The following is a 22858-nucleotide window of genomic DNA, read 5'->3' on the forward strand; positions in this document are numbered from 1 at the left end:
CCTTGCGCGTCCTGGACGCCGACGTCCTGGTGCTGGGAGCGGGCCTGGCCGGTCTGCGCGCGGCAATAAGCTGCCTGGAAGCCGATCCCGCCCTTCGCGTGCTTGTGGCATGCCGCACCCGCGGCCCGAGCGGTTCTTCTTTCGCCAATCCCAACAACGCCCTGGGCATGCTCGTCTGCCTGACCGACGCCGAACGCCGGGACTATCTTGACTACACGCTCGCGGGCGTGGGCGGCGCCTTTGTCGATCCCGCCCTGGTCCGCCTCCAGGCCGAGGAAGGCCTCCGCCGCTTCGAGGACCTCAAGCGCCTGGGGCTGCCCTTTTCTCGCGGCGCGGACGGGGCCTTCCTTCGCCAGGGATCGTGCTTCGCTCCCCAGGCGCGGCGGGCCTTCGTCTTCACCGGACTGGCCCGGGCCCACGCGGCCTTTGCGCGCCGCCTTGACGATCTGGGATGCTCCTTCGCCCCCGGCCTGAGCGTGGCGAGGCTGGTCACCGACAACGGGAAACCGGGCGGCCATATCATGGGCGCGCTCCTCGTGGACGCGGCCGAAAAACCGGTTCTGGCCAGGGCCCAAGCCGTGGTGGCCGCGCTCGGAGGGCCGGCCCGGCTCTTCGCCCACAGTCTGGTTCCGGCCGACGTGAGCGGCTTTTCGCACGCGCTGCTGGCCGAAGCCGGGGCGCGCCTGGCCAATACCGGCTCCCTGCAATATCTTTGGGGAACGTGCCCCGGCGGGGCGTTCTGGCAACCCGCCGATCTGGCCGGAGGCGATTTCACCCTGCTCACCCCGGACGGACGGCGCATCGACCCCGTACAAGGCCTGGAGCGGCTTGCCGACCTGGCCGCCAGCCGCGCGGGGCACTGTCCCTACGGCTACGCCCTGCCCGACTCCGCCCTGGACCTGGCCCTGGCCGAGCACATGGACAACGCCGGCCGGGTCACCCTGCTCCGCCCTTCGGGCGAGCGTCTGGTGGTGGCGCCCATGGCCCACGCCACCAATGGGGGGGCGGTCATCGACGAATGGGGGGAAACGACCGTTCCCGGGCTGTTGGCCTGCGGCGAGTGCGCCACGGGCATGCACGGAGCCAACCGACTGGGCGGGGCCATGGTGCTGGCTACCCAGGTGTTCGGACACCGGGCCGGGGCGCGGGCGGCGACGCTGGCCGCCAAGCGGGCCCACGGGTCCGCCAACAGCCAGGACGCCGTGACGCTCGAAACGGCCCGTAGCCTGGCCACCGCCCTGGCCGTCGACCCGGAGGAGCGGCGCGAAGGCCTTGCCCGCCTGGGCCTGGAACTGGCCCGCCACGTGGTTCTCGGCGGCGGACCAGGGTTCGAAGATTTTCAGGCCCGCGCGCGCCAAACCCTGGAGACCGCCCGGGACTGGCGGCTGCGCTTGTCGCTGGAAACCGTCCTGACCCTCGAACGCATGACACAATGGCCGCACGAAATTCTATTGTGAGAGGATGATCCTGACGACGCCCGCGATCTTTTTTCGCATCCAGCGCCAATTCATCGACCGCACAACCTGCCTGCGCTCCACGGCGGACAAGGCGATCATATTCCCCAGACGCCAGCGAATGCCTTCCAGCAAGATATACGGACGCGTCCCCTGCCGAGACAACCCCCGCAAAAACGAAAAGGCGTTGTGAAACAATACAAGGGTCGCTGTGCCGCTGCGCATAAACACGGCGCATGCTTCAAGAGCCGTATCAAGACGCGCTGTCGCCTCTTCCGCGACAACCCGATTCCTAGCAGACTCGATTGCTCTGCGTTCACTTTCCCTCTTTGCCAGGACTCTCTCCTCGCGAGAGGCAGCAAAGGCTTCCCGCAATGTCCCCATCTCCCTCATGGCATCCGATACTGCCTGCCGCGTAGCGGCCAGGTCCTCGCGGGTCGATTCGAGACTTACTCCGCATGCGACAGCATTGGCATTGGACTTGGAAAGACTCTCATGGACAAGACGCAACTCTTCCCTTGCCTCGTTCAGCTTGGCACGAGCAATATCCCCCTCTACTCCAAGCTCATTTCTATACTGTATATCAATTGGAGACATCCAGAACGCTTTTTCATAATGGTTTACAGAAAAGGCGTCTGGGATTTTCCAGCCGAACAAGAATGATCCTGACAGAAGGTAGTCAAGGCAGACGTCATACTGGCCCGTTTTCTTGAAATACCCGATGACCGCTGGCCAATCGATTTCATCCTTCCAAAATGAGGCCATCCTCACAAAACCATACAGCTTGCGCAGGTGCGCAAGCCCTGGATGCATGAACGCGGCTTCAAATACCGTATGCGTCACATGATGGTGAATCGACGGAACATGCAGAGCCTGGCTCTGCGTTTGAACCAACACCGCATCGCGAAAGATAGCCTCTGCAGGAAGTACCGCCCTATGGGAAGGCGACATGACTATTCCATGATGCAACTCAAGAGAGACAGGACTCTCATGATGTACAAGAGGCGCTACATGATGATGATCAACATAAAAATTCTCGTCACAAGGCGCCTTGGTCCAACCGGCGTTCTTGAGTTCAGACAAAGCGTCATCAATTTCCGCCTTGTCTACAAGAACGTCTATATCTCCGACGATCAGCGCAGCAGGATCAGAATAAACACCGGTATTCAGATTGGAAGCGCCTTTCAAAAAAACTGGCCGCCTCTGAAGGCAGCCAAGAGTCGACGATACCTTGTAGAGCGTACCAATCACTATCCGAGTGCGCTCCACATTAAGCGCATACACTTCTGACAAGAAATCTTGAACATCCTTCGGAGCACAAGGCAAAAAACAGCTATCACGAAGAGCGCAATAGAGCGCAGGCAGAAGAAATGTTTCACTGGCGGCTCGCACCAGCCCTTGCCAGTCTATTTCCCGTTTGCGGACAACATCCTCTTCGCCCGGATCAACACCATTCAGATTCGCCGCCAGGAAATAACAAAGCAAGCGATAGGATTCAGGGGAAATCACGACAGACACACTCTTTCATCATAGCAACAGCTTGTCTTAAATCAGCATAACAAAGCGCGAACGACGGAACCGTCTCAAGCCATTTGAGCAACGAACCCAACTTGTTGCCATCAGGATCAACCCAACTCCGTCCCTCAATCAACCGAACAAAAGTCTCTGTCGCGGATATTCGAACACATTGAGGCGAAGCCGCCTGACTGCGGTGGAGAAAACACATCCCCCTCAGACAAAACCCCTGTCTGAGCCTGCCCAATGACACCTTGGCGCTTGAGACAAACTTCACCGGCTCACCACAACGCATACAGATGGGCGCATGGCGGACCTCGCGAGAATACGCATCCAGCAAATCCCAACTCTGCCGTCTTAACTTGACAGGCAGGGGGAGGGTCTTCACCTGATGTCTTTCACCGCATACAAATGCGAACTCGTCATTGAGCATCTCAAAGCCGGAACAAGACAGGGCTGTCGCAAACGTGCTTTTTCCCGAAAGCGATTTCCCAGACACGAGAAAGGCCGCCTCTCCTCTGAGAAGTACTGCGGCATGGAAACATGCACGGACATCGCGCCCGCCGGCAATGGTGCCAACGAGCCTTTTGAAAAAACAGCTTGAAATCCCACTTGCATCGTGTGAACTGTCGACCACATGGCCATCTTCATACAGCGCATATCTTTCGCGATTTCGCACAATACAAATCGAGGAATCAACAGAACTCTCGCACTCATCCAGGTAGCACGCGAAGAGTTGTTCCAAGGCATTTCGCAACTCACCATCCGGGAAGCCAAGCGAAAAATGCAGACCGCAGATCGTATATCGTTTCTGCTGCGGGAGCCTTACCGGTTGGGGAGCGTCAGCGGATTGCTCATGCGCTGCTCTAGCGTTCGAAGGGAGGGTTTCGTCCACCAGCAAACCAGACGCTATCCAGCTCGATAACGCCTCGCCAAACAGCTTGTCGGCCTTCCACTTGCTTATGCCGTGAGAAAAAGAAACAGCCTGAACTATGCTTTCCCGACTCAACCCCGCATGCAGTCCAGAAAAAATACGCGCAGCCAGGGGATTCAGCACCCAGCACTGTTGCCTGACGGAGTGATGTACTACGAGATTCCTCTCAATCGGAATCAGGTTGATACCATCTAGAAATCGCACATCCACTGATCCCAGAATAGAAACGGCAGACTAGACATATGCCAACACGACGATACGACTGTATTCACGGCAACATGCCGCATGTTTTCAACGACAAAAAGAACATCACACGGCACGTGAACATCAGTGATGTCAACGGTAAAACAAGGCAACGGCATCACCAACAAAGCGCCATACTTCATATTATGTCGGTTCGCACCCTCCTCTTTCTTCATGCTGATTCAATACGGTCATACCACTCTCATACGCCAATAGTTGAAATCGAACTCGCATTTTCAGGGAGCAGCAATGTCAGCGTGACCACTGACGCACAGGCCAACACGCCAAATCGCTCGATAAACTCACGACGAGTGAGATCCTCTTGGGATTCGCAGCCTTCAACCGTATCCACGTTTTCATCCTGCATAACGTCATCCCCTATAATATCGCACGGTTAACAGCCTGTTGAAAAGTCCTTGCTGGCTGCGTTGCTGCGAAAAACTCAAAGCCTCAACGGATGTCAACTACGCTTGGGGCTTGACTTTTTCTCGCGCCCTGCCAGCACGCTTTTTTGAACAGACTTCAAGAATCGACTTTTTCAACGGGCCGTTAAACTAAATTTATTTATAATTATCCTGGCTATCAATACATTGTCAAGGCACAACAATAAATACTCACCGGTCCCCGTACACTGGAGATCCCACATCCGCGAGACACTCAACACAATACGTATTCCATACTCAATCAGCGAAAGACCCTCATTCAAGCGTCTTGCAATGTCTTATGATATATTCACGACATGCATGCCGATACGGCAACAACGCGTCCCCACACATCTACGATTTAATACACGAGACATTATCTGCATTTACACCTTTTTAATTCAACGCAAAGTCAGCATACGATGTCTGGGACCGGACTTCCGTCGTCTGCCCTCCCCGCCGAAGGCCCTGCCCGCTCGCCTCTCCCCCGGAGCGCATCTCCGCGATGAGTTCGCCCAGCGCCCCGGCCTGGATCGACAGGTCCGAAACCGCCAAGGCGCACTGGCGCATGGCGTGCGAGGTCCGCTCGCTGACGCGGCTGATTTCCTCCACCGAGCGGTTGATGTCGTGCGCGGCCTGGGACTGCTGACGCGCGGCCCGGGCAATGGAGTCCATGCGGGCCGAGGTGTCGTCCACCAGGGTCACGATGCCCTCCAGGGCTTCGCCGGACCTGCCGGCCAGTGCGGATGCCGCGGTGATGCTCTCCACCACGTTTTGCGTGGCCTGACGGCTGGCGTCCGTACCCTGGCGAATGTCTTCCAGGGCGTCCTCCACCTCGTGGGTGGCGGCCATGGTCTTTTCGGCCAGTTTGCGCACCTCGGCGGCCACCACGGCGAAACCCCGCCCCGCGTCTCCCGCCCGGGCGGCCTCGATGGCGGCGTTCAAGGCCAGCAGGTTGGTCTGATCGGCCACCGCGCCGATCACCCCGAGGATGTGCTCGATGGACCGTGTTCGCTGTCCCAGGCGCTCCACGTCGTTCATCAGGGTCTGACAGTGGACGCTGGCCGTGGCGATGTCCTCGATGACCCGGCCCACCACCTTGGCCCCTCCCAGCGCCCGCTCCCTGGCCTGAGTGGCCACCTCCGCCGCTTCGGCGGCGGTGCGGGCCACGTCGAGCACCGTGGCGTTCATCCGCTCCGTGGCGTCGGCGGCCGCGCCCGCCTTGTCGGCCTGATCCGCCGCGCCGCGCGTCGACAGATCGATCTGGGTCGAAAGTTCACCGGAAGCCTGGCCAAGGACCAGCACCACGTCGCCCAGCCGGTCGGCGGCATGAATCATGCCGTCCAGGCGGGCCGTGTCCGCCCGCAGCCTGGCCTGTTCGGCCTCGCGGACGGCCTGCCCGGCCTTTTCGACTTCGATCCGTATGGCCTGGTTCTGGGCCTGGGCCTCCCGCTCCTTGCGCCTGAGGCTGGCGGCCATGGTCCGAAGCGCTCGCACCAGATCGCCGATTTCGTCGCGCGAAGCCACGCTCAGGTCCGCGTCCAGGTTTCCGTGGGAAATGGCCTCCGCGAACCGCGTAGCCCGCACCACGGGACGGGTGATGCGCACGGCCAGCAGCCAGCTTCCGGCCAGGAACGCCAGTCCCACCGCGAGTCCCACGACCGCGAGCAGGGCCAGGGTGCGCTCGCGCTCGGCAATGAGTCCGGCCTTGGAAAGTCCCAGGCCCATCATGCCCACGGTGCGCCCGGAAAGGTCCTTGAGCGGCGTATAACTGGCGGCGTACGGGACGTCCCCGATGCGCTGTTCGACTTGCAGCGGCTCTCCCTGGCCGAGCACCACGGAAAGCGCCCGGGGGTTGTCCACGCCGCCGCCCACCTGGCGCCGGCCGCCGGATTCCATGGTGGTGGCCACGCGCACCGGGCCGTCGGTCAAACTGACCGTGCAGCCGGTGAGCAGTTTGATTTCATCCACCAGGGCGTTGTTGCCGGCCAACTTGGCCCCGGCCGCCACCATGCCGAGCGTCTGGGCGTTGTAGACCACGGGAAGCGAACACACGAGATAGAGTTCGCCCGAAGGCCCCCGCCAGATTCCCTTTTCCGCCTGCCCGGCCAGAATGCGGGCCTTGCGGTCGCGGTCCAGTCCCACGGCTTCGTCGGCCTTGGGGGGATAGCGGCCGATAAGTTCGCCCTTGGACGAAAAAAAGAACAGATAGTCCAGACCCGAGCGGGAGCACTCCTTTCTGGCCAGGCGCACCAGGGGAGTGTCGTCACGGGACATGAGCGAGGCCAGCACGTCGTCCGTGGACGCGAGCTTGGACAGCAGGACGTGCAGGCGTTCCTGGTGCTGGTCCAAGGAGAACCTGGCCGTGCGCGCCAGGGACTCCACCTGGGCCAGAGCCTCCCGGTCCTGGCCTTGGCTGAAGAGCGCGCCGGCGGCCAGGGACAGGGCGGCCACCAGGATGACGATGGTCGATACCAAAAAGAGAAGCTGCTTTCTGAGGATGCCGAGTTTCATGAGGGTCTCCGCAACGGCTGACGTATCCGAGGCTCCTAGCCGCGTCGCATGGCGAACCGGTGACGCTCGCATGACGCTCTCCCGCGCTGAGCCCAGCGAAACCCGTTGAATTCTCAAGCAAAACAGAACACGTTCCCTCCGGTTCACAAGGCACAGAGCGGGTCGCCGCCCACCCGGCGCGCCAAACGAAACCGGCCGGAAGCGCGCAAGGCGCTCCCGGCCGGGGATTGGCTCGTCCGCCCCGCGTTCGGGGCGAATCAATTCGCGGTGTCGTCGGTGATGCGCCGGGCCTCTATGACGTCGGCGAGCTTGGTCAGGTGGCTCAAGGTGCGGTGCAAATGGGAGTAGTCGCGCACTTCCACGGTGAGAACGAAGTCCGTGCGGCCGTCCACCGTGGAGGTGAAGCTGCCGGAGTCGATGTTCACCTGATCCTCGGCCAGCAGATTGGCGATCTTGGCCAGCACGCCGCGCTGGTTGTGGGCGATGATGCTGATCTTGGCCGGATAGGGCTTGTCCTCCTCGCCCTCCCAGAGCACCTGGGTCATGCGTTCGGGTTCCAGGTGCATGAGGCTGGGACAGTCGTGGGTATGCACGATAAGCCCCCGGCCCCGGCTCACGTAGCCCACGATGGGCTCGCCCGGCAGGGGGTTGCAGCAATGCGCGAAGTGCACCAGCAGGTTGTCCACGCCCTGAATGCGAATGGAGTCGCTCCTGGGCTTGGCCGCGGCCTGGTCGTCGCGCGCCGCCTGGGCGGATTGGGCCTCGTCCCTGGTGGTCTCGGTCTTGGCGACGGCCTCGGGCTTGGGCAGCAGCGGACGCAGCACCTTGCCCGGAGTGAGGCGCGAATAGCCCACGGCCACGAACATCTCGTCCACGCTGGGCAGGTTGAACTCGGTGAGCACCGGCGAAAAGGCGTGCTCCTTGAGGAGCTTGGCCACGTTGAGTCCGAGCTTGCGCCCCTCCTTTTCCATGAGCTCGCGCCCGAAGGCGATGGCCTTGGCCCGCTCCTCGGTGCGCACCCAGTACTTGATTCGGGTGCGGGCCTTGGCGGTCTTGACGAACTTGAGCCAGTCGCGGCTGGGGGCGCGGTTCTTGTCGGTGATGATCTCCACCGTGTCGCCGTTCTTGAGCGGGGTGGAAAGCGGCGTGAGCCGACCGTTGACCTTGGCGCCGGCGCAGTGGTTGCCCACCTCGGTGTGCACCATGTAGGCGAAGTCCACGGGCGTGGCGCCCTCGGGAATCTGCTTCACGTCGCCCTTGGGCGTAAAGACGTACACCTCGTCCTGGAACAGGTCGTAGCGCAGGGAGCGCATGAATTCCTTGGGGTCGGTGGCCTCGCGTTGCCAGTCCATGATCTGGCGCAGCCAGGTGAAACGCTCGGCGTCGCGGGCCTGCATCTTGCCGCCCTTGCCCCGCTCCTTGTAGGCCCAGTGCGCGGCCACGCCGTATTCGGCCAGTTGGTTCATCTCCTCGGTACGGATCTGAATCTCGATGCGCTCGCCCTCGGGCCCGATCACGGTGGTGTGCAGGCTCTGGTACATGTTGGCCTTGGGCATGGAGATATAGTCCTTGAAACGCCCGTGAACGGGCTTCCAGAGGGAGTGCACCAGCCCGAGCACCGCGTAGCAGTCCTTGAGGCTGTTCACGATGACCCGAAAGGCCACGATGTCGTGCACCTGATCGAAGGCCAAGCCTTGCGCCTTCATCTTGTTGTGGATGGACCACAGGTGCTTCTTGCGTCCGTGCACCCGGCCCTTGATGCCGTTTTCCTTGATGAGGTCGCAAAGCAGCGCCAACACCCGCTCGATGTACGCTTCCCCCAACACCTGGTGGGTTTCCATGCTCTGCTTGAGCTGTTCGTACAGGTCGGGCTTGATCTGGTGAAACGACAGGTCTTCAAGCTCCACCTTGATGCGGTGCAGGCCCAGACGGTTGGCCAAGGGGGCGTAGATGTCCATGGTTTCCTGACCGATGAGCTGGCGCTTCATGGGGGCCTGGAATTCGATGGTGCGCATGTTGTGCAGCCTGTCGGCCAGCTTCACCAAGATGACCCGGATGTCCTCGGCCATGGCCATGACCATCTTGCGGATGTTTTCGGCCTGGGCCTCTTCCTTCGATTCGAAGGTCATGAGGCTGATCTTGGTCACGCCATCCACGATGTCGGCCACTTCCTCGCCGAACTGGTCTTCGATCTCGTCTACCGTGGCCTTGGTGTCCTCCACGGTGTCGTGGAGCAACCCCGCGGCCACGCTGGGGGCGTCGAGACGCATCTCGGCCAGGATGTTGGCCACTTCCAGCGGATGGGAGAGGTACGGCTCCCCCGAAAGCCTGGTTTGCCCGGCGTGGGCCGTGGCCGAATAGACGTAGGCCTTGGTGATGAGGTCCTGGTCGTCCTGGGACATGTACGGAGCGACCTTGTTGATGATTTCGTTTATGCGGATCATTGCGTGAGTGCGCTTTGCTGCTGATCCCTGGGAATCCACCAGCGGTTGAAGTTCCACGAGATTCCCGCCGGGGCGGGCTCCACGCCGTGAATGCGGGCCGAAAGAATGGGCAGGGCGTAAGGCGTGTAGAGAAAGAGGTAGGGCTGATCCTCGTGCAACAGGACCTGGAAACGGTCGTAGAGCGGCTTTCTCTTGACCGGGTCCACCATGTTGCGCCCCTGTTCGAGCAGGGCGTCCACCTCGGGATTGACGTAGCCCACGAAATTCAGTCCCGGTTTTTCGATCTTCGAAGAGTGCCAGACATCGAAGGCGTCGGGGTCCTGGGGAATGCTCCACCCGAGCAGCACGGTCTCGAAACGGCGCTGGTCGATGAATTCCTTGATGAAAGTGGCCCATTCCACAGTGCGCACCTTCACCTGGATGCCGATGCGGGCGAGCTGGTTCTGCAGGATGGCGGCGGTCTTGATGCGCTGCTCGTTACCCTGGTTGGTGAGAATGGTGAACGCGAAGGGACGGCCGTCCTTTTCCAGGGGGCCGGTGGGGGACTTTCTGGTCCAGCCGGCCTGGGCCAACAGCATGAGCGCCCGACCCGGATCGTGGGGATAATCCTCGATATCATGGTTGTAGGCCCAGGAGTCCGGCTTGTAGTGGCCTATGGTGGGCACGCCCAGTCCCATGAGCGCGCCCTTGACGATTTCGGCCTTGTCCACGGCGTATGCCAGGGCCTGGCGCACGCGCCGGTCGGAAAACAGCGGGTGCGACACGTTGTAGCCCAGATAGGTGTAGCTGGCCGAAAGGTACTTGTATTTGCGCCAGTCGCGTTCCCAGACCGGACCGTTCGTGAGGTACAGATACTGGGGGGGCGACAGTCCCATCATGTCGAGCGTTTTGGCCTTGAGCTCCATGAACTGGGTGGACTGGTCCGGCACCGAGCGGTAGACCACCTCGTCGATGTAGGGCCGGCCTTCGAAATAGTCGGGATTGGCCTCCAGAATGACGCGCTGGTTCTCCACCCACTGCTTGAGCTTGTAGGGACCGCATCCCATGGGGTTTCGGGCCAGGGGGGTGTTGGTCAGGTCCTGGCCCTCCAGGGAATGCTTGGGCAAAATGGAGGAGGTCCATGTGGAAAGAGCCCGGGCAAAGGGCTTTTCGTAGAACACCTCGAAGGTGTAGGGTCCGGTGACCCGAAACTCCTTGATGACCTGGTAATCGCCCGCGTAGGCCGTGGGCGTCTTGGGGTCGATCATGAGCTTGTAGGTGAATTCCACGTCCGCGGACGTGAGGGGTGTCCCGTCGTACCAGTGGATGTCCTTGCGCAGGGTGAACTTGAGGTGGCGTCCCTCGTCGAGCACCTGGAAGCTTTCTGCCGCATAGGGCTCGATACGAATGTTCTTGTCGTAGCGCAGCGGCGACACGTAGAGCAGGTCCGCCACCTCGTGCGAGGCGCTGTCCGTGGCCAGGGGAGGAATCAGGTTCGAGGGTTCCCCCATGGTGGCCATGACGATGCGCCCCCCGGAGACGGGAGTTTCCTCTCGCGCGGACGCGGAGGCCGGCGCGGATTTGGGGGTGCTATCGTCTTCCCGACGCGAACACCCCAGAAGAAAAAGACCGCAGAGCAGGCACGCCAGGGCGATGACGCGAAAAGAGCGCGTCTTGTTTGCGAAGGGCTTGCCTTGAGAAGAAAAATCCATAGAATATACAGCTACACTTCGCTACGTGTTGATAAAAAACCTGACGAATGTCCGTCAGTTACGGAGAATCCACCACCATGGCCCTCACCGCCGAGGAGACCAAAGCCGTCAAGCTCATGCAGCAGTTCGTGCGCAAGACCATACCTGAATATATCATTGACGGCGCGCATTCAATCATCGCCCAGGATGGGGTCCTCAAAACCGCGGTCAAGAAGCGCGATCAATACTGGGACGTGGAAGGCCAGATCCAGGGGGACGACTTTCAGGTCTACACGTCCGAACTGGGCGTGAACCTTGAGGAAGAGTCGGTCAGCCATTTCTGCAACTGCCCGGATTCCTTCTCGGGCGTGTGCCGTCACGTGGGCGCCACGGCCCTTTCGTTCATCAAGGGGCTCGAAGGCAAGCAGAACCCGGACAAGGACTCCTCGACCAGGCCCAAGGGCGAATGGCGTCACGCGTTTCGACCGTTTTTTTCCACCGAGCTCGAACCCGAAGCCGGAAAGCACTACATCATCTACCGATTTTTTCCCGAGCCGGGCCGTCTGCAGGTGGCCTTCTACCGGGGCCGGCAGAACAAGTCCGGCCTCTCCCAGGTGCATAACGAAATTACCCTCGAGCAGATCATAAACAACCCCGATTGGTGCGAAATCGCCCCCGGGCTGCCCGTGGTGGCCGAACAGATCGGCCACCTGCTCGACTACCGGGGCCACCGGGTGGACATTCCCCCCGGACTCATCACCTGGTTTTTCTGGTCCATCGGGCGCGAATACTACCTCTACTGGAAAGACACCGAACAGCCCGTGCGCATCGAAGCCAAGACCATGCGCCTGCAGCTGCGCCCCACGATCATAGAGGACCAGGGTCTCTCTTTCGACATCTACCTGGCCAGCCCGGGCAAGGCGCCCTTTTCCATAGTGGGCCACGACGTGTTCTTTTACGGTCACATGCCGCTGTGGGTGTGCTGGAACAAGAGCTTCTATCCGGTGCAGACCAGCCTGCCCTCCTCGCTCATCCGGGAACTGGTGGAAAACCCGCCGTTCATCCCCAACGCCGAATTCTCGGAATTTCTCGACCGGGTCTGGACCAAGCTCCCCACATCGGACCTGCACGGCCAGCAGGATTTCCTCGAACGCATGAAGCCCATCTTCGTGCCCGCCACCTACAACCCCAAGCTCTATCTGGACGAAGAGGGAAGCCTGCTCACCCTGCAAATCCAGAACACGTACGAAACCGAACACGGCGACATCGCCCTGGAAGGCCCCAATCCCGAATTGCAGACCGGCAGTTACCAGTACGAATCCAAGAGCTTCCTGCTGGAACGCAGCCAGGAGGAAGAGGCCGCGCTCATCGCCCTGCTGCAGGAGATGAACTTCCAGCCGCGCAACAACGCCAACTGGTTCCTCGAACCCGAGGAAGCCATCGTGTTCCTGCTCGACGCCTATCCCAAGCTGGTGGAAAAATACCGGGTGTTCGGCGAAAAGAACCTCACCCGCTACAAGGTGCGCCTGTCGCAACCGGTGATCGTGGCCGAGGTCGAGTCCGACGAAAAGGAAAAGTGGTTCAACCTCGACTTGGCCGTGGAATACGACGATCAGCGCGTGCCCATCGAAAAGATCTGGAAGGCCTGGACCCAGGGCAAGCGCTATGTTCAGCTCAAGGACGGCTCCTATACCAGCCTGCCCGAAAGCTGGCTCAACCGGCTGGGGCACAAGCTGCGCGCCCTGGGCTTCGACCCGGAGAAGCCGCCCCAGAAGAAATTCAAGCAGTTCGAGGCCCCTGTTCTGGACAAGATCCTCGAAGACCTGCCCGAGGCCCAGACCGACTCCTTCTGGAACAAGCTCAAGGAGAAGATCCACAGCTTCAAGGAAATCACGGCGCTCAAGCCCCCAAAGGGGCTGAACGCCAGCCTGCGCCCCTACCAGTTGCAGGGCCTTTCCTATTTGAACTTCCTGCGCGAGTACGGCTTCGGCGGTATACTGGCCGACGAAATGGGCCTGGGCAAAACCGTCCAGACCCTTTCCTTCGTACAGCACATGGTGGAACACGGCTCCAAGGAACCCAACCTCATCGTGGTGCCCACCTCGGTGTTGCCCAACTGGGACCGCGAAGCCGAAAAGTTCGTGCCCCAGCTCAAGCGGTTGATCGTCTACGGGGCCAAGCGCGAAGGGCTTTTCAAGAAGATCGCCGAGTCGAACCTGGTCATCACCACCTACGCGCTGCTTCGGCGCGATCTGGACGAACTGCTCAACTTCGAGTTTCAGGCCATCATTCTTGACGAGGCCCAAAACATCAAGAACCCCAACACCATAACCGCGCGCTCCGTGCGCCGGCTCAAGGGGCGCATGCATCTGTGCCTGTCGGGCACGCCCATCGAAAACAACCTCTTCGAGCTTTGGAGCCTGTTCGAATTCCTCATGCCCGGCTTTTTGGGCAGCCAGAACGCGTTCCAGCGCGGCATCGTCAAGCCGATCAAGGACGGCGACGAGGAAACGCTCGACTACCTGCGCGGCCGGGTGAAGCCCTTCATCATGCGCCGCACCAAGGGCGAGGTGGCCAAGGACCTGCCGCCCAAGGTGGAAAACGTGCACTACTGCGCGCTGATCGAAGAACAGTCCGAACTCTATTCCGCCCTGGCCAAGAAGCTGCGCGACCAGGTGCTCAAGGACGTGGACGAAAAGGGCATGGCCAAGAGCCAGATGTCGATTCTCGACGCCCTGCTCAAGCTGCGCCAGATCTGCTGCCACCCGCGCCTGCTCAAGCTGGACATGCCCGGGTTCAACACCAACCTGCCGTCGGGCAAGTTCGACACCTTCAAGGACCTGGTGACCGATATCGTCGAGGAAGGGCACAAGGTGCTGGTGTTCTCGCAGTTCGTGCAGATGCTCCACATCATCCGCAGTTGGCTCCAGATCAGCCAGATGCCCTTCGCCTACCTGGACGGCTCCAGCAAGGACCGTTTCGACCAGGTGGACCGGTTCAACAATTCGCCGGACATCCCGATCTTTTTGATCTCGCTCAAGGCGGGCGGCACGGGCCTCAACCTGACCAGTGCGGACTACGTGATCCACTACGATCCCTGGTGGAACCCGGCCGTGGAAAATCAGGCCACGGACCGAACCCACCGCATCGGCCAGTTGCGGCAGGTGTTCGCCTACAAGCTCATCTGCCAGAACACGGTGGAAGAAAAAATCCTCAAGCTGCAGGACATGAAAAAGGGCGTGGCCGAAGCCATCATCCCCGGTCAGGACGCCTGGAAAAGCCTGACCCGCACCGACCTGGAGATGCTGTTCGAGGTGTAGCCCATTCGCAAAGCCTCCATACGACGAACGGCCCGATCGAGGTCGGGCCGTTCGTCGTGGAACGGACACACGCCGTGCCTGTCTGGAAGCTCCTTGCCTTGGGAGCGAAGCCCTTCTCCGACAACCGCCAGCGCGGAGGGCGGCGGCGGAAAAGCCTTTCGCTTCCATCGCATTTGGCGCTATGGTCCAAGGCATACAGCCCGTAACGACAAGCCCCCACAACCCGGAGTCCCCATGCCCAGCAAGACGATCGTCAGCACCACGTCCGCTCCCGCGGCCATCGGTCCCTACTCCCAGGCCGTGTGGGCCGGCGACCTGCTCTTTACCTCGGGTCAGATTCCCCTCGATCCCTCCACCGGCCAGGTGGTGGCCGGCGACGTGCTGGACCAGACCCGCCAGTCCCTCAAGAACGTCCAGGCCGTGCTCGAAGCCGCCGGTCTCACCCTGTCCGACGTGGTGAAGGCCACGGTCTTCATCAAGGACATGAACGATTTTCCCCGCATCAACGAGGTCTACGCCACGTTCTTCCCCACGGACTGCCCGGCGCGCTCCTGCGTGGAAGTGGCGAGGCTGCCCAAGGACGTCCTGGTCGAGGTGGAGGTCGTGGCCAAAAAGCCCTGACCGACGCCCTGTGAGACCAGGAGGCCGACGGGGTCGAACGATGGTCCTCGGGAGACGCCCCGGGCGCGCCCCCTGCAAGGTTGCAGTGCCCGTACCCGCATCCCCGAAACGGGTTTCCGATTTTCCTGATGCCAGACGAAAAGGAGCCGGCAGGTTCGCCCCGCCGGCTCCATGTTCGCGCTCCCGGCGCGACGCCGATTACACTCCGTCCGGGACGCGGGACGAATCCGACCCGTTTCCCGTGGCCCGGTTGGCGGCGAGCATCTTGTAGATGGCCTTCACGGACAGGCAATGCCGCGACGCGATGTCACACACGCGGCTTCCACAGCGATACTGTTCCACCAGCAAGGCCTTCCTGTCTTCAATCCGCTTCTTGGAGTTCTTTACCTCTCCCCAGGCTTTGCCAGCCCCAAACAGGAGCCACGCCCATGGACACCACGCCCCCCGCCGACGAACCCGTTTCCGGCAAGACGCACCCCCACCCGCCCGTGGGGGACCTCATAGGATTTCGCATCGCCCGACTGGAAGGCGGAACCTCCCTGGTGGAGTTCACCGCCGACCACCGACATACCAACCCCATGGGCACGGTGCACGGCGGCATCCTCTGCGATATAGGCGACGCGGCCATGGGCGCCGCCCTGGCCTCAATCATGCCCGACGACGCGAGCTTCACCACCCTGGAGCTCAAGATGAACTTCCTGCGCCCGGTCTGGAAAGGCCCCCTGCGCAGCGAAGGCCGGGTCATCAAGGCCGGCAGGACCGTAAGCCTCACGGAATGCGACATTTTCGACGAACAAAACCACCTGGTCGCCCACGGCACCAGCACCCTCATGACCTTGCAAGGCGACCAGGCCCAGGGCCGGCGGTTGCCGAGTCGTCATGAGGGGGGGAAATAGTCTCGTTCGCTCAAAAGCCGAACAGCCGTCCGATGAAGCCGGGGAAGATGGTGTCCAAGGTCATGAGCAGGGTCAGGCCGATCATGACGGCCACGGTGGTCCAGGCGACCACGTTGAAGACCGGACCGTTGACGAACTCGCCCATGAGCTTCCGGTTGTTGACCAGCAGCAGCATGAACACCAGCACGAAGGGCAGCACCGCGCCGTTGACCACCTGGGACACGTACATGATGGCTATCAGCGGAGCGTCGGGCACCAGAATAATGAGCCCACTGATCACGATGGAGAGGGTGAACAGCCAAAAGAACTGCGGAGCCTCGCGGAAGTCCTTGTCGATGCCCAGTTCCCAGCCCATGCCTTCGCAGATGTAATAGGCCGTGGAGAGCGGCAGCACGCAGGCCGCGAACAGCGAGGCGTTGAACAATCCAAAGGCAAAGAGCAGCGACGCGTTCTCGCCCACCAGGGGCTTGAGGGCCAAGGCCGCGTCGGCCGCGGTTTCGATGGTCAGCCCATGCATATGGATGGTGGCCGAACACGAAACCACAATAAAAAAAGCCACCACCACGGCCATAATGCAACCCACAATGACATCGAGACGGCAAAAGGCGTACTGATCGCGGGTAATGCCCTTCTCCACCACCGAGGCCTGCTGGTAGAACTGCATCCAGGGGGCGATGGTGGTGCCCACCAGGCCGATCATCATGGCCACATAGGAACTATCGCTGCGAATCTGGGGCATGACCGAGGCCTTGAACACCTCTCCCCAATTGGCGCCGGAAATGAACGCCGCCACGGGATAGGCCACATACACCAGACATGCCACCAAAAAGACTTTCTCCACCACCTTGTAGGAACCTTTCACCACCAGGAGCCACACCGCCACGGCGCTCACCGGCACCGAAACGTAGCGGCTCACACCAAAGATCTCCATGCTGGCGGCGATACCCGCGAACTCGCTCACGGTGTTGCCCAGGTTGGTGAGAAACAGCGCGATCATGACATAGAAGGTGATCTTCAGGCCGAACTGCTCGCGGATCAGGTCCGAGAGCCCCTTGCCCGTGACCGCGCCCATGCGCGCGCACATTTCCTGCACCACCACCAGGGCCACGGTGGTAGGCAGCATCATCCACAAAAGCGTGTAGCCGAACTGGGCGCCGGCCAGGGAATACGTGGTGATGCCGCCGGCGTCGTTGTCCACATTGGCGGTGATGATGCCCGGTCCGAGGATCGAAAAAAACAACAGTAAATTGCGCAGGGTGAACTTGCGGGTCGAGCCCGTCTGGGTCGTCTGGATCATGGCGATCGGCTCCCCCGGCTAGAAGGTCCGCGCGCCGCTGGCGCGCTTCCACTTGATGGCGTAGGGCATGAACAATCGCAACACGTCCTCGGACGACACGATGCCCACCATGCGTTGCTCCTGATCGAGCACCGGAACGGCCAGCAACTTGTACTTGTCCACCAGCTCCAGGACGTCGAAAGGCTCGCTGTCCGTGTCCACGGACTTGACCTTGGTCCGCATGATCTCGGTCACGGGCAGATGCGGCTCGGCGGCCAGCAGTTCGCGCAAGGTGGCGACTCCCAGAAGCCGCTCCTCTTCGTCGAGCACGTAGACGTAGTAGACCATATCGAACTCGTCGCAGCAGCGGCGCACGGCCTCCACGGCCTGGCCCGCCGTGCTGTCCGGTCCCACTTGCACGAATTCGTTGTTCATAAGACCGCCGGCGGTGTCTTCTTCGTGTTCGAGCAGTTCCTGGACCTTCTCGGCGTCCTCGGCGTCCATGCGCTCCAGAAGTTCCTTGGACTTTTCCTCGGGAAGCTCGGCCAGCATGTCGGCGGCTTCGTCCGGGTCCATCTCCTCGAGCAGGTCCGAGGCGTACTCCACTTCCAACTGGCTGAGCACGCGTCCGCCCACCTCGGGATCGAGCTCCTTGAGCGCCTCGCCCGCGGTGTCCAGTCCCATGGACGAGAGCACCGCCTGGGCGCTCTGAACGGGAATCTGGCTGATGATCTGGGCGATGTCCGCCGGGTGCATGTCCTCGAGCTTGTCCCGGGCCACGGTGAGCGTGAGGCGGGAGAGGTTCATTTCCAGGTGCTGCACGAACTGCCAACTGATCTCGGTGTGGGACAGTTGCCTGCCCAGAAGCCGCGCCACCCAGCCCCAGAGGCGCTCCTGCCCCAGGCGGCGGGCCACGCCGCGCAGCCCCACGTCCACGGAAACCAGGCACATGCGGTCCCGCACGCGTTCGATCTTGAGATCGTTGACCCGGACCAGACGGGCGCCGTCGATATCCACGATCTGCTTGTCGAGGATGTCGCGGCGCATGAAGATCTCGTCGTCCCCCGGGGTGAAGGGATCGGGTTTGAAGCGTTGCTCCGCCAGGGAGATGACAAAGGGATTGAAAAGGGTCACCTCGTCCCAGCGCACGGCGTGCAGGGTCCTCCCGGAGCGCACAACAAGGCGCGACACCACAGGGAACACGTCGCCAAGCTCCACCTGGACATCCCAAAGAGCGCCAAGCGGACGCCCGCTCGCCAGAATGACCGGACGACCGAGCAGAGCGCTGAAGAAAAACGCTGTGTCGTGAAAGGTTTTTTCGTGCATGGCGGCCAGCCTTTTGGGTCTTGCGACCCGCAAACGTTTGGCGTCCCCCGTCTCCGGGTTCGGCCGGCCGGCCAGAATCAGGAGGGGGAAAACACTGGGACGGCCAGGCACGCGGAAGCGCTCCCGACCAGCCGATGCCAGATGAAAACCAGATAACCGATGTAGCTGTTTCTCGATCGGTTAGGGGGTTCCGTATTCATACTCTCTTGTCGTGTCGCAGTTAGGGTTTGGCGCGGGGAAGGATCCCCCCGCCTGAAAAAACAAAAAAACGACGCAACCGTCCCTCGGAAGTCATCGCTGGCAGCGCTGTAGGCCATTGGGCCAAATATTGCAACTGTTAACGAGCCGGTTCCGAAAAGAATTCCCGCGTCGAAAAAAAGCTAGCCGCCCCACGCCGGTCGACGGCGCGCCGCGTCCCCGGAGGCAACGAACCGGGCGAACCCGCCGCGGGACGATCACCCCGCCGGGTTGCTGCCCAGGCGGACGCGATCCTCGCCGTCAAGTTCCTTGACGTAGACGTCCACCCGTTCGTCGCGGGCCGTGGAGACGCGTTTGCCCACATAGTCGGGCTGCACCGGCAACTCGCGGTGCCCCCGATCGATGAGCACGAGCAGCTCGACGCTTTTGGGTCGGCCGTAGTCCATGATGGCTTCCAGGGCGGCGCGAACCGTGCGCCCGGAAAAGAGCACGTCGTCCACCAGCACGAGCTTGCGCCCGTCAATGGCGAAGGGGATGTCGGTCTGGTTGATTTTGGGCTGGTACGACAAATTGGTCCAGTCGTCGCGGTAGAGGTTGATGTCGAGCTTGCCCATGGGCAGGTCGCAACTCAGACGCGACTCCAGGATCTTGCGCAACCGCTGGGCCAACTCGACCCCCCGACGCTGGACGCCCATGAGGGCCAGTTCGGAGCAATCGCCGTGGCGTTCGAGAATTTCGAAGGCAAGGCGTTCCAAGGTGCGCTGCATCTCCTTGGAGTTCATGAGAATTTTCTGATGGTTCATGTCTTGACCCCTTGCTGGGATGAAAAAACCATAGCCAAATGCCCTGAAACTGGCAACAAACGCCTGCCACTTTCGATTTGACAAGCGACTGTCCTGTTCTTACTTGCTGTGGGCGAGAATCGAATCTCAGGAGGCATACATGTTCACGCTGACGCAAGAGGCCAAAAAACAGTTGGATGCCTACTTTGCCGACAAGGCGAAGTCCCCCATCCGCATCTACCTGGCCTCTGGCGGTTGCTCCGGACCGAGCCTGGCTCTGGCCCTGGACGACCCCAAGGACGATGACGACGTGTTCCCCACCGAAGGGTATACGTTTGTTGTGGAAAAAACCCTCATGGAAAAGGCCAAGCCCGTTACCGTCGACTTGACGTACATGGGTTTCGAAGTCCGCTCCAACCTGGAACTGGGTGGAGGCGGCGGATGCTGCGGTACGTGCTCGTGCTCTTCGGGTTCGTGCGGAAGCTAGCAGGCTTTTTGTTCTACAAGCCGAAAGCGCCCCCTTCCGGGGGCGCTTTTTTTTCGGTCCATTCTGCTGGTGGGAGCCCCGCATCCTCTCTCAAAAGGGAGGGGCGTTATCGCGTCAGAACATTCCCATTCCGTGCCCGAACCCATAGCCGGGCCCCATCATCCCGCCGCCGGATATGCCGCCCATCAACGGAATGTCTTCCTTTGCCAACTGGCGCTGCAAGGTCACCTGCGCGTCAAAAAGCTTGGAACGAAGTTCGCTGATTTCCTTGGACAACTCTTGGATTTTCTTGTCGTCGGCCTTGGCGCCATAAATCATGGCGTTCAATTCGTATTGTTTCGTGATCAGCTGTTGGCGCAAGGTGCGTGTCTGGGAATAGAACGCCGAGTAGAGCTTTTGAGCCACGGCCTGTTTTTCCGGAGTAAGGCTATGATACCCTCCCCCATATCCGTATCCATAGCTCCCCATCATCCCTGGCCCCATTTGCGCATGTGCCACGCCGGCAAAAGCGAACGCCATAACGGCGAACAGGATCGCAGCCAGCCAAGACCCGCGTTTTCTGCCCATGTCTTTCCTCCTTCGGTCGAAGTTGGTTCCACGTGTCGGCAAAACCGACACGCTGTGCATAAACATCCGCAAGGCCCTAAAATCACTCTGTGAGAATCGACGTCGCCTCAGGAAAGTCCACGGTGGGGTCACACGTCCTTTCCCCCAACAACGTCATCGTCAAAGCCGTACGCCTCTATCGAGCACGCGACCTCAACACCCCCACCGAGTATGGACAACATACACTGCGCATCAAAAGTCGCAATACGAAAAAAGGAACAAATTCGAAGATTCTCCACGAGCGCCAAGAAAACACAAGCGATATACGGTGTTCTGCGTCACGAGGGATGAGGGGGAACGTCGCGTGGCCTGCCGAACGCGCGGGAACGTAGGCTCTCGGAAACCACCCGTCGTCCCCGAGAACCATCCCGGTGGGCTCCTGTTTGACAAATCGCTATATAGACTCTATCTATGAAACCACGCACATTACCCAGGAGGCTCAAATGGTTACCCTGTCACCGGCTGCCAAAACGCAGCTCGATTCCTACTTCGGCGACAAGCAACGGTCGCCGATCCGCGTGTACCTCTCTTCCGGCGGCTGAGCGGGGCCGCGTCTGGCATTGGCTCTGGATGAGCCAAAAGAAAATGACGAGACTTTTGATGTGGACGGCTACACGTTCCTGGTCGAAAAAGAACTTATGGCCAAGGCACGGCCGATTCATGTGGAATTGACCTACATGGGCTTCCAGGTGGTTTCCAGCCTTGAACTTGGGGGGGGAAGCTGTTCGGGGTCCTGCTCGTCAGGGTCCTGCTCCGTGTAAGAGGCGACCTCGGGCGGCGACTTTCGGGTCGCCGCCTTCGTTTTTGCCGACGCGCCCTCCTTTGGGGCTGGCCGGAGAGGAAAGGCGACCGCTTCCCCCGCACAAACGTCGTTCGCTGCGGACCATTCCGTTTTGCCAGCGGGAGCCCGCATATCCGCCAAGCCAAGCCGCGTTTTCGCCTTCCCTCTTTATTCCCCGCGCCGGGAGTGCGCTCCAAAAAAAGAACCGCCCGAAGGCGGTCCCGCTTGTTCTGCTCCATGTCGCCAAGGGCGACGCGGCGATCACATTTTTTGCTTGTCCACCACGGCAGCGGTCAATTCGGCCTGGGCGCAGACTTCGCCGTCCACGGTGACCTTGCCGTTCATGCGCCAGAGGTTCATCTTGCCCCGCATATCCGTGCAGGTGAGGATGATCTGATCGCCGGGGACCACGGGACGACGGAACTTGGCGTTGTTGATGCCGGTAAAGAGAAAGACCTTCCCTTCCAGGTTGTCCTGCCCCAGGCTCAAGAGCACCGCGCCGGCCTGGGCCATGGCTTCCAATTGCAGGACGCCCGGCATGACCGGAAGGCCGGGGAAATGCCCCTGGAAAAAGGGTTCATTGATGGTCACGTTTTTGAGCGCCTTGATGCTTGAGCCGATTTCGTATTCCAGAACCCGGTCCACCATGACAAAGGGATAGCGATGCGGCAGACGTCGTAAAATTTCCTCGATGAAAATCGGGGGCGTCAGGGACATATCCAGTGACCTCCTGAAATAAAAAAAAGCGGCCCCCGGGCGGGGGCCGCCAATGTCGTTTTTGAGACTACTTCGCGCCCCTTCTCGCAGCGGATTCGAACTCCTTGGTGACTTCAGCGGTGACGTCCACGCCGCCGCCCGCAAAATACACCATACGCTTTTCAACAATCAGGCTGAATCCGTTCTTCTTGGCGTAATCGGCCACGACCTGCTGGAAGACCTTCAGCAAAGGCTCCATAAGACGCTGCTGCTCCCGCGCCATCTGCTGCTGGGCGGCGTTTTGATCTTCCATGAACTTCTTGAACTTGACCTCCAGAGCACCCTGCTCCTTGGCTCTGGCCTCACTGGACATGGTCACGCTTTTTTTACGAAACTCTTCGTCCTGACGCTTGAGGTCATCCCCCTGGCGGGCAAGTTCCTTCTGCTTGGCTTCGACCTTGGCGGCGAAATCGGCCATGGTGCGCTTGCCCACGTCGGAATTGGCCATCACGTCATCAGCGCTCACGACGCCGACCTTGTCGGCGGCTTGCGCCAGAAGGGGCATGGCCAGGAGCATGGAGACCACAAGCAAGCATTTCAAAATGTTACGCATTCGGTATATCTCCTTATTGCAGCGTACGGTTCGTCTTAGGCCGTGTCACACAGCCGCCAT

General features: G+C 60.8%; 18 protein-coding genes. 6 read left to right on the forward strand and 12 right to left on the reverse strand.

Going from position 1 to position 22858, the window contains the following annotated elements; translation table 11 throughout:
* Nucleotides 1–2 precede the first annotated feature (2 nt).
* The gene (locus ACYQ01_RS16815) at nucleotides 3–1457 is read left to right on the forward strand and encodes an FAD-binding protein (protein WP_459934973.1); all 1455 of its coding nucleotides are present in this window, start codon (nucleotides 3–5) and stop codon (nucleotides 1455–1457) included.
* Here the strand turns inward: ACYQ01_RS16815 and ACYQ01_RS16820 are convergent.
* From ACYQ01_RS16820 to ACYQ01_RS16845, 6 genes are all read right to left on the reverse strand, one after another.
* Complete coding sequence (locus ACYQ01_RS16820) at nucleotides 1449–2963, reverse strand: nucleotidyltransferase family protein (protein WP_459934974.1); 1515 nt, start codon at nucleotides 2961–2963, stop codon at nucleotides 1449–1451. The genes ACYQ01_RS16815 and ACYQ01_RS16820 overlap by 9 nt on opposite strands.
* Nucleotides 2950–4107 carry a hypothetical protein gene (locus tag ACYQ01_RS16825; RefSeq protein ID WP_459934975.1) on the reverse strand — a complete coding sequence of 386 codons (1158 nt, stop codon included), beginning with the start codon at nucleotides 4105–4107 and terminating at the stop codon, nucleotides 2950–2952. The genes ACYQ01_RS16820 and ACYQ01_RS16825 overlap by 14 nt, the downstream gene beginning before the upstream one ends.
* A gap of 241 nt (nucleotides 4108–4348) precedes the next feature.
* A complete protein-coding gene (locus tag ACYQ01_RS16830; RefSeq protein WP_459934976.1) occupies nucleotides 4349–4498 on the reverse strand; it encodes a hypothetical protein in 150 nt (49 codons plus the stop codon).
* 466 nt (nucleotides 4499–4964) lie between these two features.
* On the reverse strand, nucleotides 4965–7082 hold the full coding sequence (locus ACYQ01_RS16835; protein ID WP_459934977.1) for a methyl-accepting chemotaxis protein: 2118 nt from the start codon (nucleotides 7080–7082) through the stop codon (nucleotides 4965–4967).
* A gap of 257 nt (nucleotides 7083–7339) precedes the next feature.
* On the reverse strand, nucleotides 7340–9526 hold the full coding sequence (locus ACYQ01_RS16840; RefSeq protein ID WP_459935445.1) for a RelA/SpoT family protein: 2187 nt from the start codon (nucleotides 9524–9526) through the stop codon (nucleotides 7340–7342).
* Nucleotides 9523–11217, reverse strand: a complete 1695-nt coding sequence (locus tag ACYQ01_RS16845; RefSeq protein ID WP_459934978.1) for a peptide-binding protein — start codon at nucleotides 11215–11217, stop codon at nucleotides 9523–9525. The genes ACYQ01_RS16840 and ACYQ01_RS16845 overlap by 4 nt, the downstream gene beginning before the upstream one ends.
* A 77-nt stretch (nucleotides 11218–11294) precedes the next feature.
* On the opposite strand from ACYQ01_RS16845, the gene ACYQ01_RS16850 reads away from it, so the two are divergent.
* The 3 genes from ACYQ01_RS16850 (at nucleotide 11295) to ACYQ01_RS16860 (ending at nucleotide 16033) form a co-directional block, all read left to right on the forward strand.
* Nucleotides 11295–14516 (forward strand): DEAD/DEAH box helicase, encoded by a 3222-nt coding sequence (locus tag ACYQ01_RS16850; protein ID WP_459935446.1) that lies wholly within the window; start codon nucleotides 11295–11297, stop codon nucleotides 14514–14516.
* Between the two features lie 234 nt (nucleotides 14517–14750).
* Nucleotides 14751–15137 (forward strand): RidA family protein, encoded by a 387-nt coding sequence (locus ACYQ01_RS16855; protein ID WP_459934979.1) that lies wholly within the window; start codon nucleotides 14751–14753, stop codon nucleotides 15135–15137.
* A gap of 428 nt (nucleotides 15138–15565) precedes the next feature.
* On the forward strand, nucleotides 15566–16033 hold the full coding sequence (locus tag ACYQ01_RS16860) for a PaaI family thioesterase (protein ID WP_459934980.1): 468 nt from the start codon (nucleotides 15566–15568) through the stop codon (nucleotides 16031–16033).
* 10 nt (nucleotides 16034–16043) lie between these two features.
* Here the strand turns inward: ACYQ01_RS16860 and ACYQ01_RS16865 are convergent, their stop codons facing one another.
* The 3 genes from ACYQ01_RS16865 to pyrR form a co-directional block, all read right to left on the reverse strand.
* Nucleotides 16044–17330, reverse strand: a complete 1287-nt coding sequence (locus ACYQ01_RS16865) for an Nramp family divalent metal transporter (protein ID WP_459934981.1) — start codon at nucleotides 17328–17330, stop codon at nucleotides 16044–16046.
* 18 nt (nucleotides 17331–17348) lie between these two features.
* Entirely contained in the window at nucleotides 17349–18635 is a 1287-nt protein-coding gene (locus ACYQ01_RS16870) for a magnesium transporter (protein WP_459934982.1), read from the reverse strand.
* Nucleotides 18636–19090: 455 nt separating this feature from the next.
* Entirely contained in the window at nucleotides 19091–19636 is a 546-nt protein-coding gene (gene pyrR, locus ACYQ01_RS16875) for a bifunctional pyr operon transcriptional regulator/uracil phosphoribosyltransferase PyrR (RefSeq protein WP_459934983.1), read from the reverse strand.
* 139 nt (nucleotides 19637–19775) lie between these two features.
* Between pyrR and ACYQ01_RS16880 the strand changes: the two genes are divergently transcribed.
* Complete coding sequence (locus tag ACYQ01_RS16880; RefSeq protein WP_459934984.1) at nucleotides 19776–20102, forward strand: IscA/HesB family protein; 327 nt, start codon at nucleotides 19776–19778, stop codon at nucleotides 20100–20102.
* 114 nt (nucleotides 20103–20216) lie between these two features.
* Here the strand turns inward: ACYQ01_RS16880 and ACYQ01_RS16885 are convergent, their stop codons facing one another.
* Nucleotides 20217–20669 (reverse strand): periplasmic heavy metal sensor, encoded by a 453-nt coding sequence (locus ACYQ01_RS16885; protein WP_459934985.1) that lies wholly within the window; start codon nucleotides 20667–20669, stop codon nucleotides 20217–20219.
* Nucleotides 20670–21151: 482 nt separating this feature from the next.
* On the opposite strand from ACYQ01_RS16885, the gene ACYQ01_RS16890 reads away from it, so the two are divergent.
* A complete protein-coding gene (locus ACYQ01_RS16890) occupies nucleotides 21152–21469 on the forward strand; it encodes an IscA/HesB family protein (protein ID WP_459934986.1) in 318 nt (105 codons plus the stop codon).
* A gap of 281 nt (nucleotides 21470–21750) precedes the next feature.
* Here the strand turns inward: ACYQ01_RS16890 and fabZ are convergent, their stop codons facing one another.
* Both fabZ and ACYQ01_RS16900 read right to left on the reverse strand, forming a co-directional pair.
* Nucleotides 21751–22206 carry a 3-hydroxyacyl-ACP dehydratase FabZ gene (gene fabZ, locus ACYQ01_RS16895; protein WP_459934987.1) on the reverse strand — a complete coding sequence of 152 codons (456 nt, stop codon included), beginning with the start codon at nucleotides 22204–22206 and terminating at the stop codon, nucleotides 21751–21753.
* A 67-nt stretch (nucleotides 22207–22273) separates the two neighbouring features.
* Nucleotides 22274–22798: an OmpH/Skp family outer membrane protein gene (locus tag ACYQ01_RS16900; RefSeq protein ID WP_459934988.1), complete on the reverse strand. Its 525-nt coding sequence runs from the start codon at nucleotides 22796–22798 to the stop codon at nucleotides 22274–22276.
* Nucleotides 22799–22858 lie beyond the last annotated feature (60 nt).

The sequence above is a fragment of the Fundidesulfovibrio butyratiphilus genome (assembly GCF_054657235.1).

Excerpts from the sequence above, each read along its gene's own strand:
- ACYQ01_RS16835 (WP_459934977.1), bottom strand. The coding sequence starts at position 7,082 with ATGAAACTCGGCATCCTCAGAAAGCAGCTTCTCTTTTTGGTATCGACC.
- ACYQ01_RS16840 (WP_459935445.1), bottom strand. The coding sequence starts at position 9,526 with ATGATCCGCATAAACGAAATCATCAACAAGGTCGCTCCGTACATGTCC.
- ACYQ01_RS16860 (WP_459934980.1), top strand. The coding sequence starts at position 15,566 with ATGGACACCACGCCCCCCGCCGACGAACCCGTTTCCGGCAAGACGCAC.
- ACYQ01_RS16845 (WP_459934978.1), bottom strand. The coding sequence starts at position 11,217 with ATGGATTTTTCTTCTCAAGGCAAGCCCTTCGCAAACAAGACGCGCTCT.
- ACYQ01_RS16855 (WP_459934979.1), top strand. The coding sequence starts at position 14,751 with ATGCCCAGCAAGACGATCGTCAGCACCACGTCCGCTCCCGCGGCCATC.
- ACYQ01_RS16885 (WP_459934985.1), bottom strand. The coding sequence starts at position 20,669 with ATGGGCAGAAAACGCGGGTCTTGGCTGGCTGCGATCCTGTTCGCCGTT.
- ACYQ01_RS16865 (WP_459934981.1), bottom strand. The coding sequence starts at position 17,330 with ATGATCCAGACGACCCAGACGGGCTCGACCCGCAAGTTCACCCTGCGC.
- ACYQ01_RS16850 (WP_459935446.1), top strand. The coding sequence starts at position 11,295 with ATGGCCCTCACCGCCGAGGAGACCAAAGCCGTCAAGCTCATGCAGCAG.
- ACYQ01_RS16900 (WP_459934988.1), bottom strand. The coding sequence starts at position 22,798 with ATGCGTAACATTTTGAAATGCTTGCTTGTGGTCTCCATGCTCCTGGCC.
- ACYQ01_RS16870 (WP_459934982.1), bottom strand. The coding sequence starts at position 18,635 with ATGCACGAAAAAACCTTTCACGACACAGCGTTTTTCTTCAGCGCTCTG.
- ACYQ01_RS16880 (WP_459934984.1), top strand. The coding sequence starts at position 19,776 with ATGTTCACGCTGACGCAAGAGGCCAAAAAACAGTTGGATGCCTACTTT.
- pyrR (WP_459934983.1), bottom strand. The coding sequence starts at position 19,636 with ATGAACCATCAGAAAATTCTCATGAACTCCAAGGAGATGCAGCGCACC.
- fabZ (WP_459934987.1), bottom strand. The coding sequence starts at position 22,206 with ATGTCCCTGACGCCCCCGATTTTCATCGAGGAAATTTTACGACGTCTG.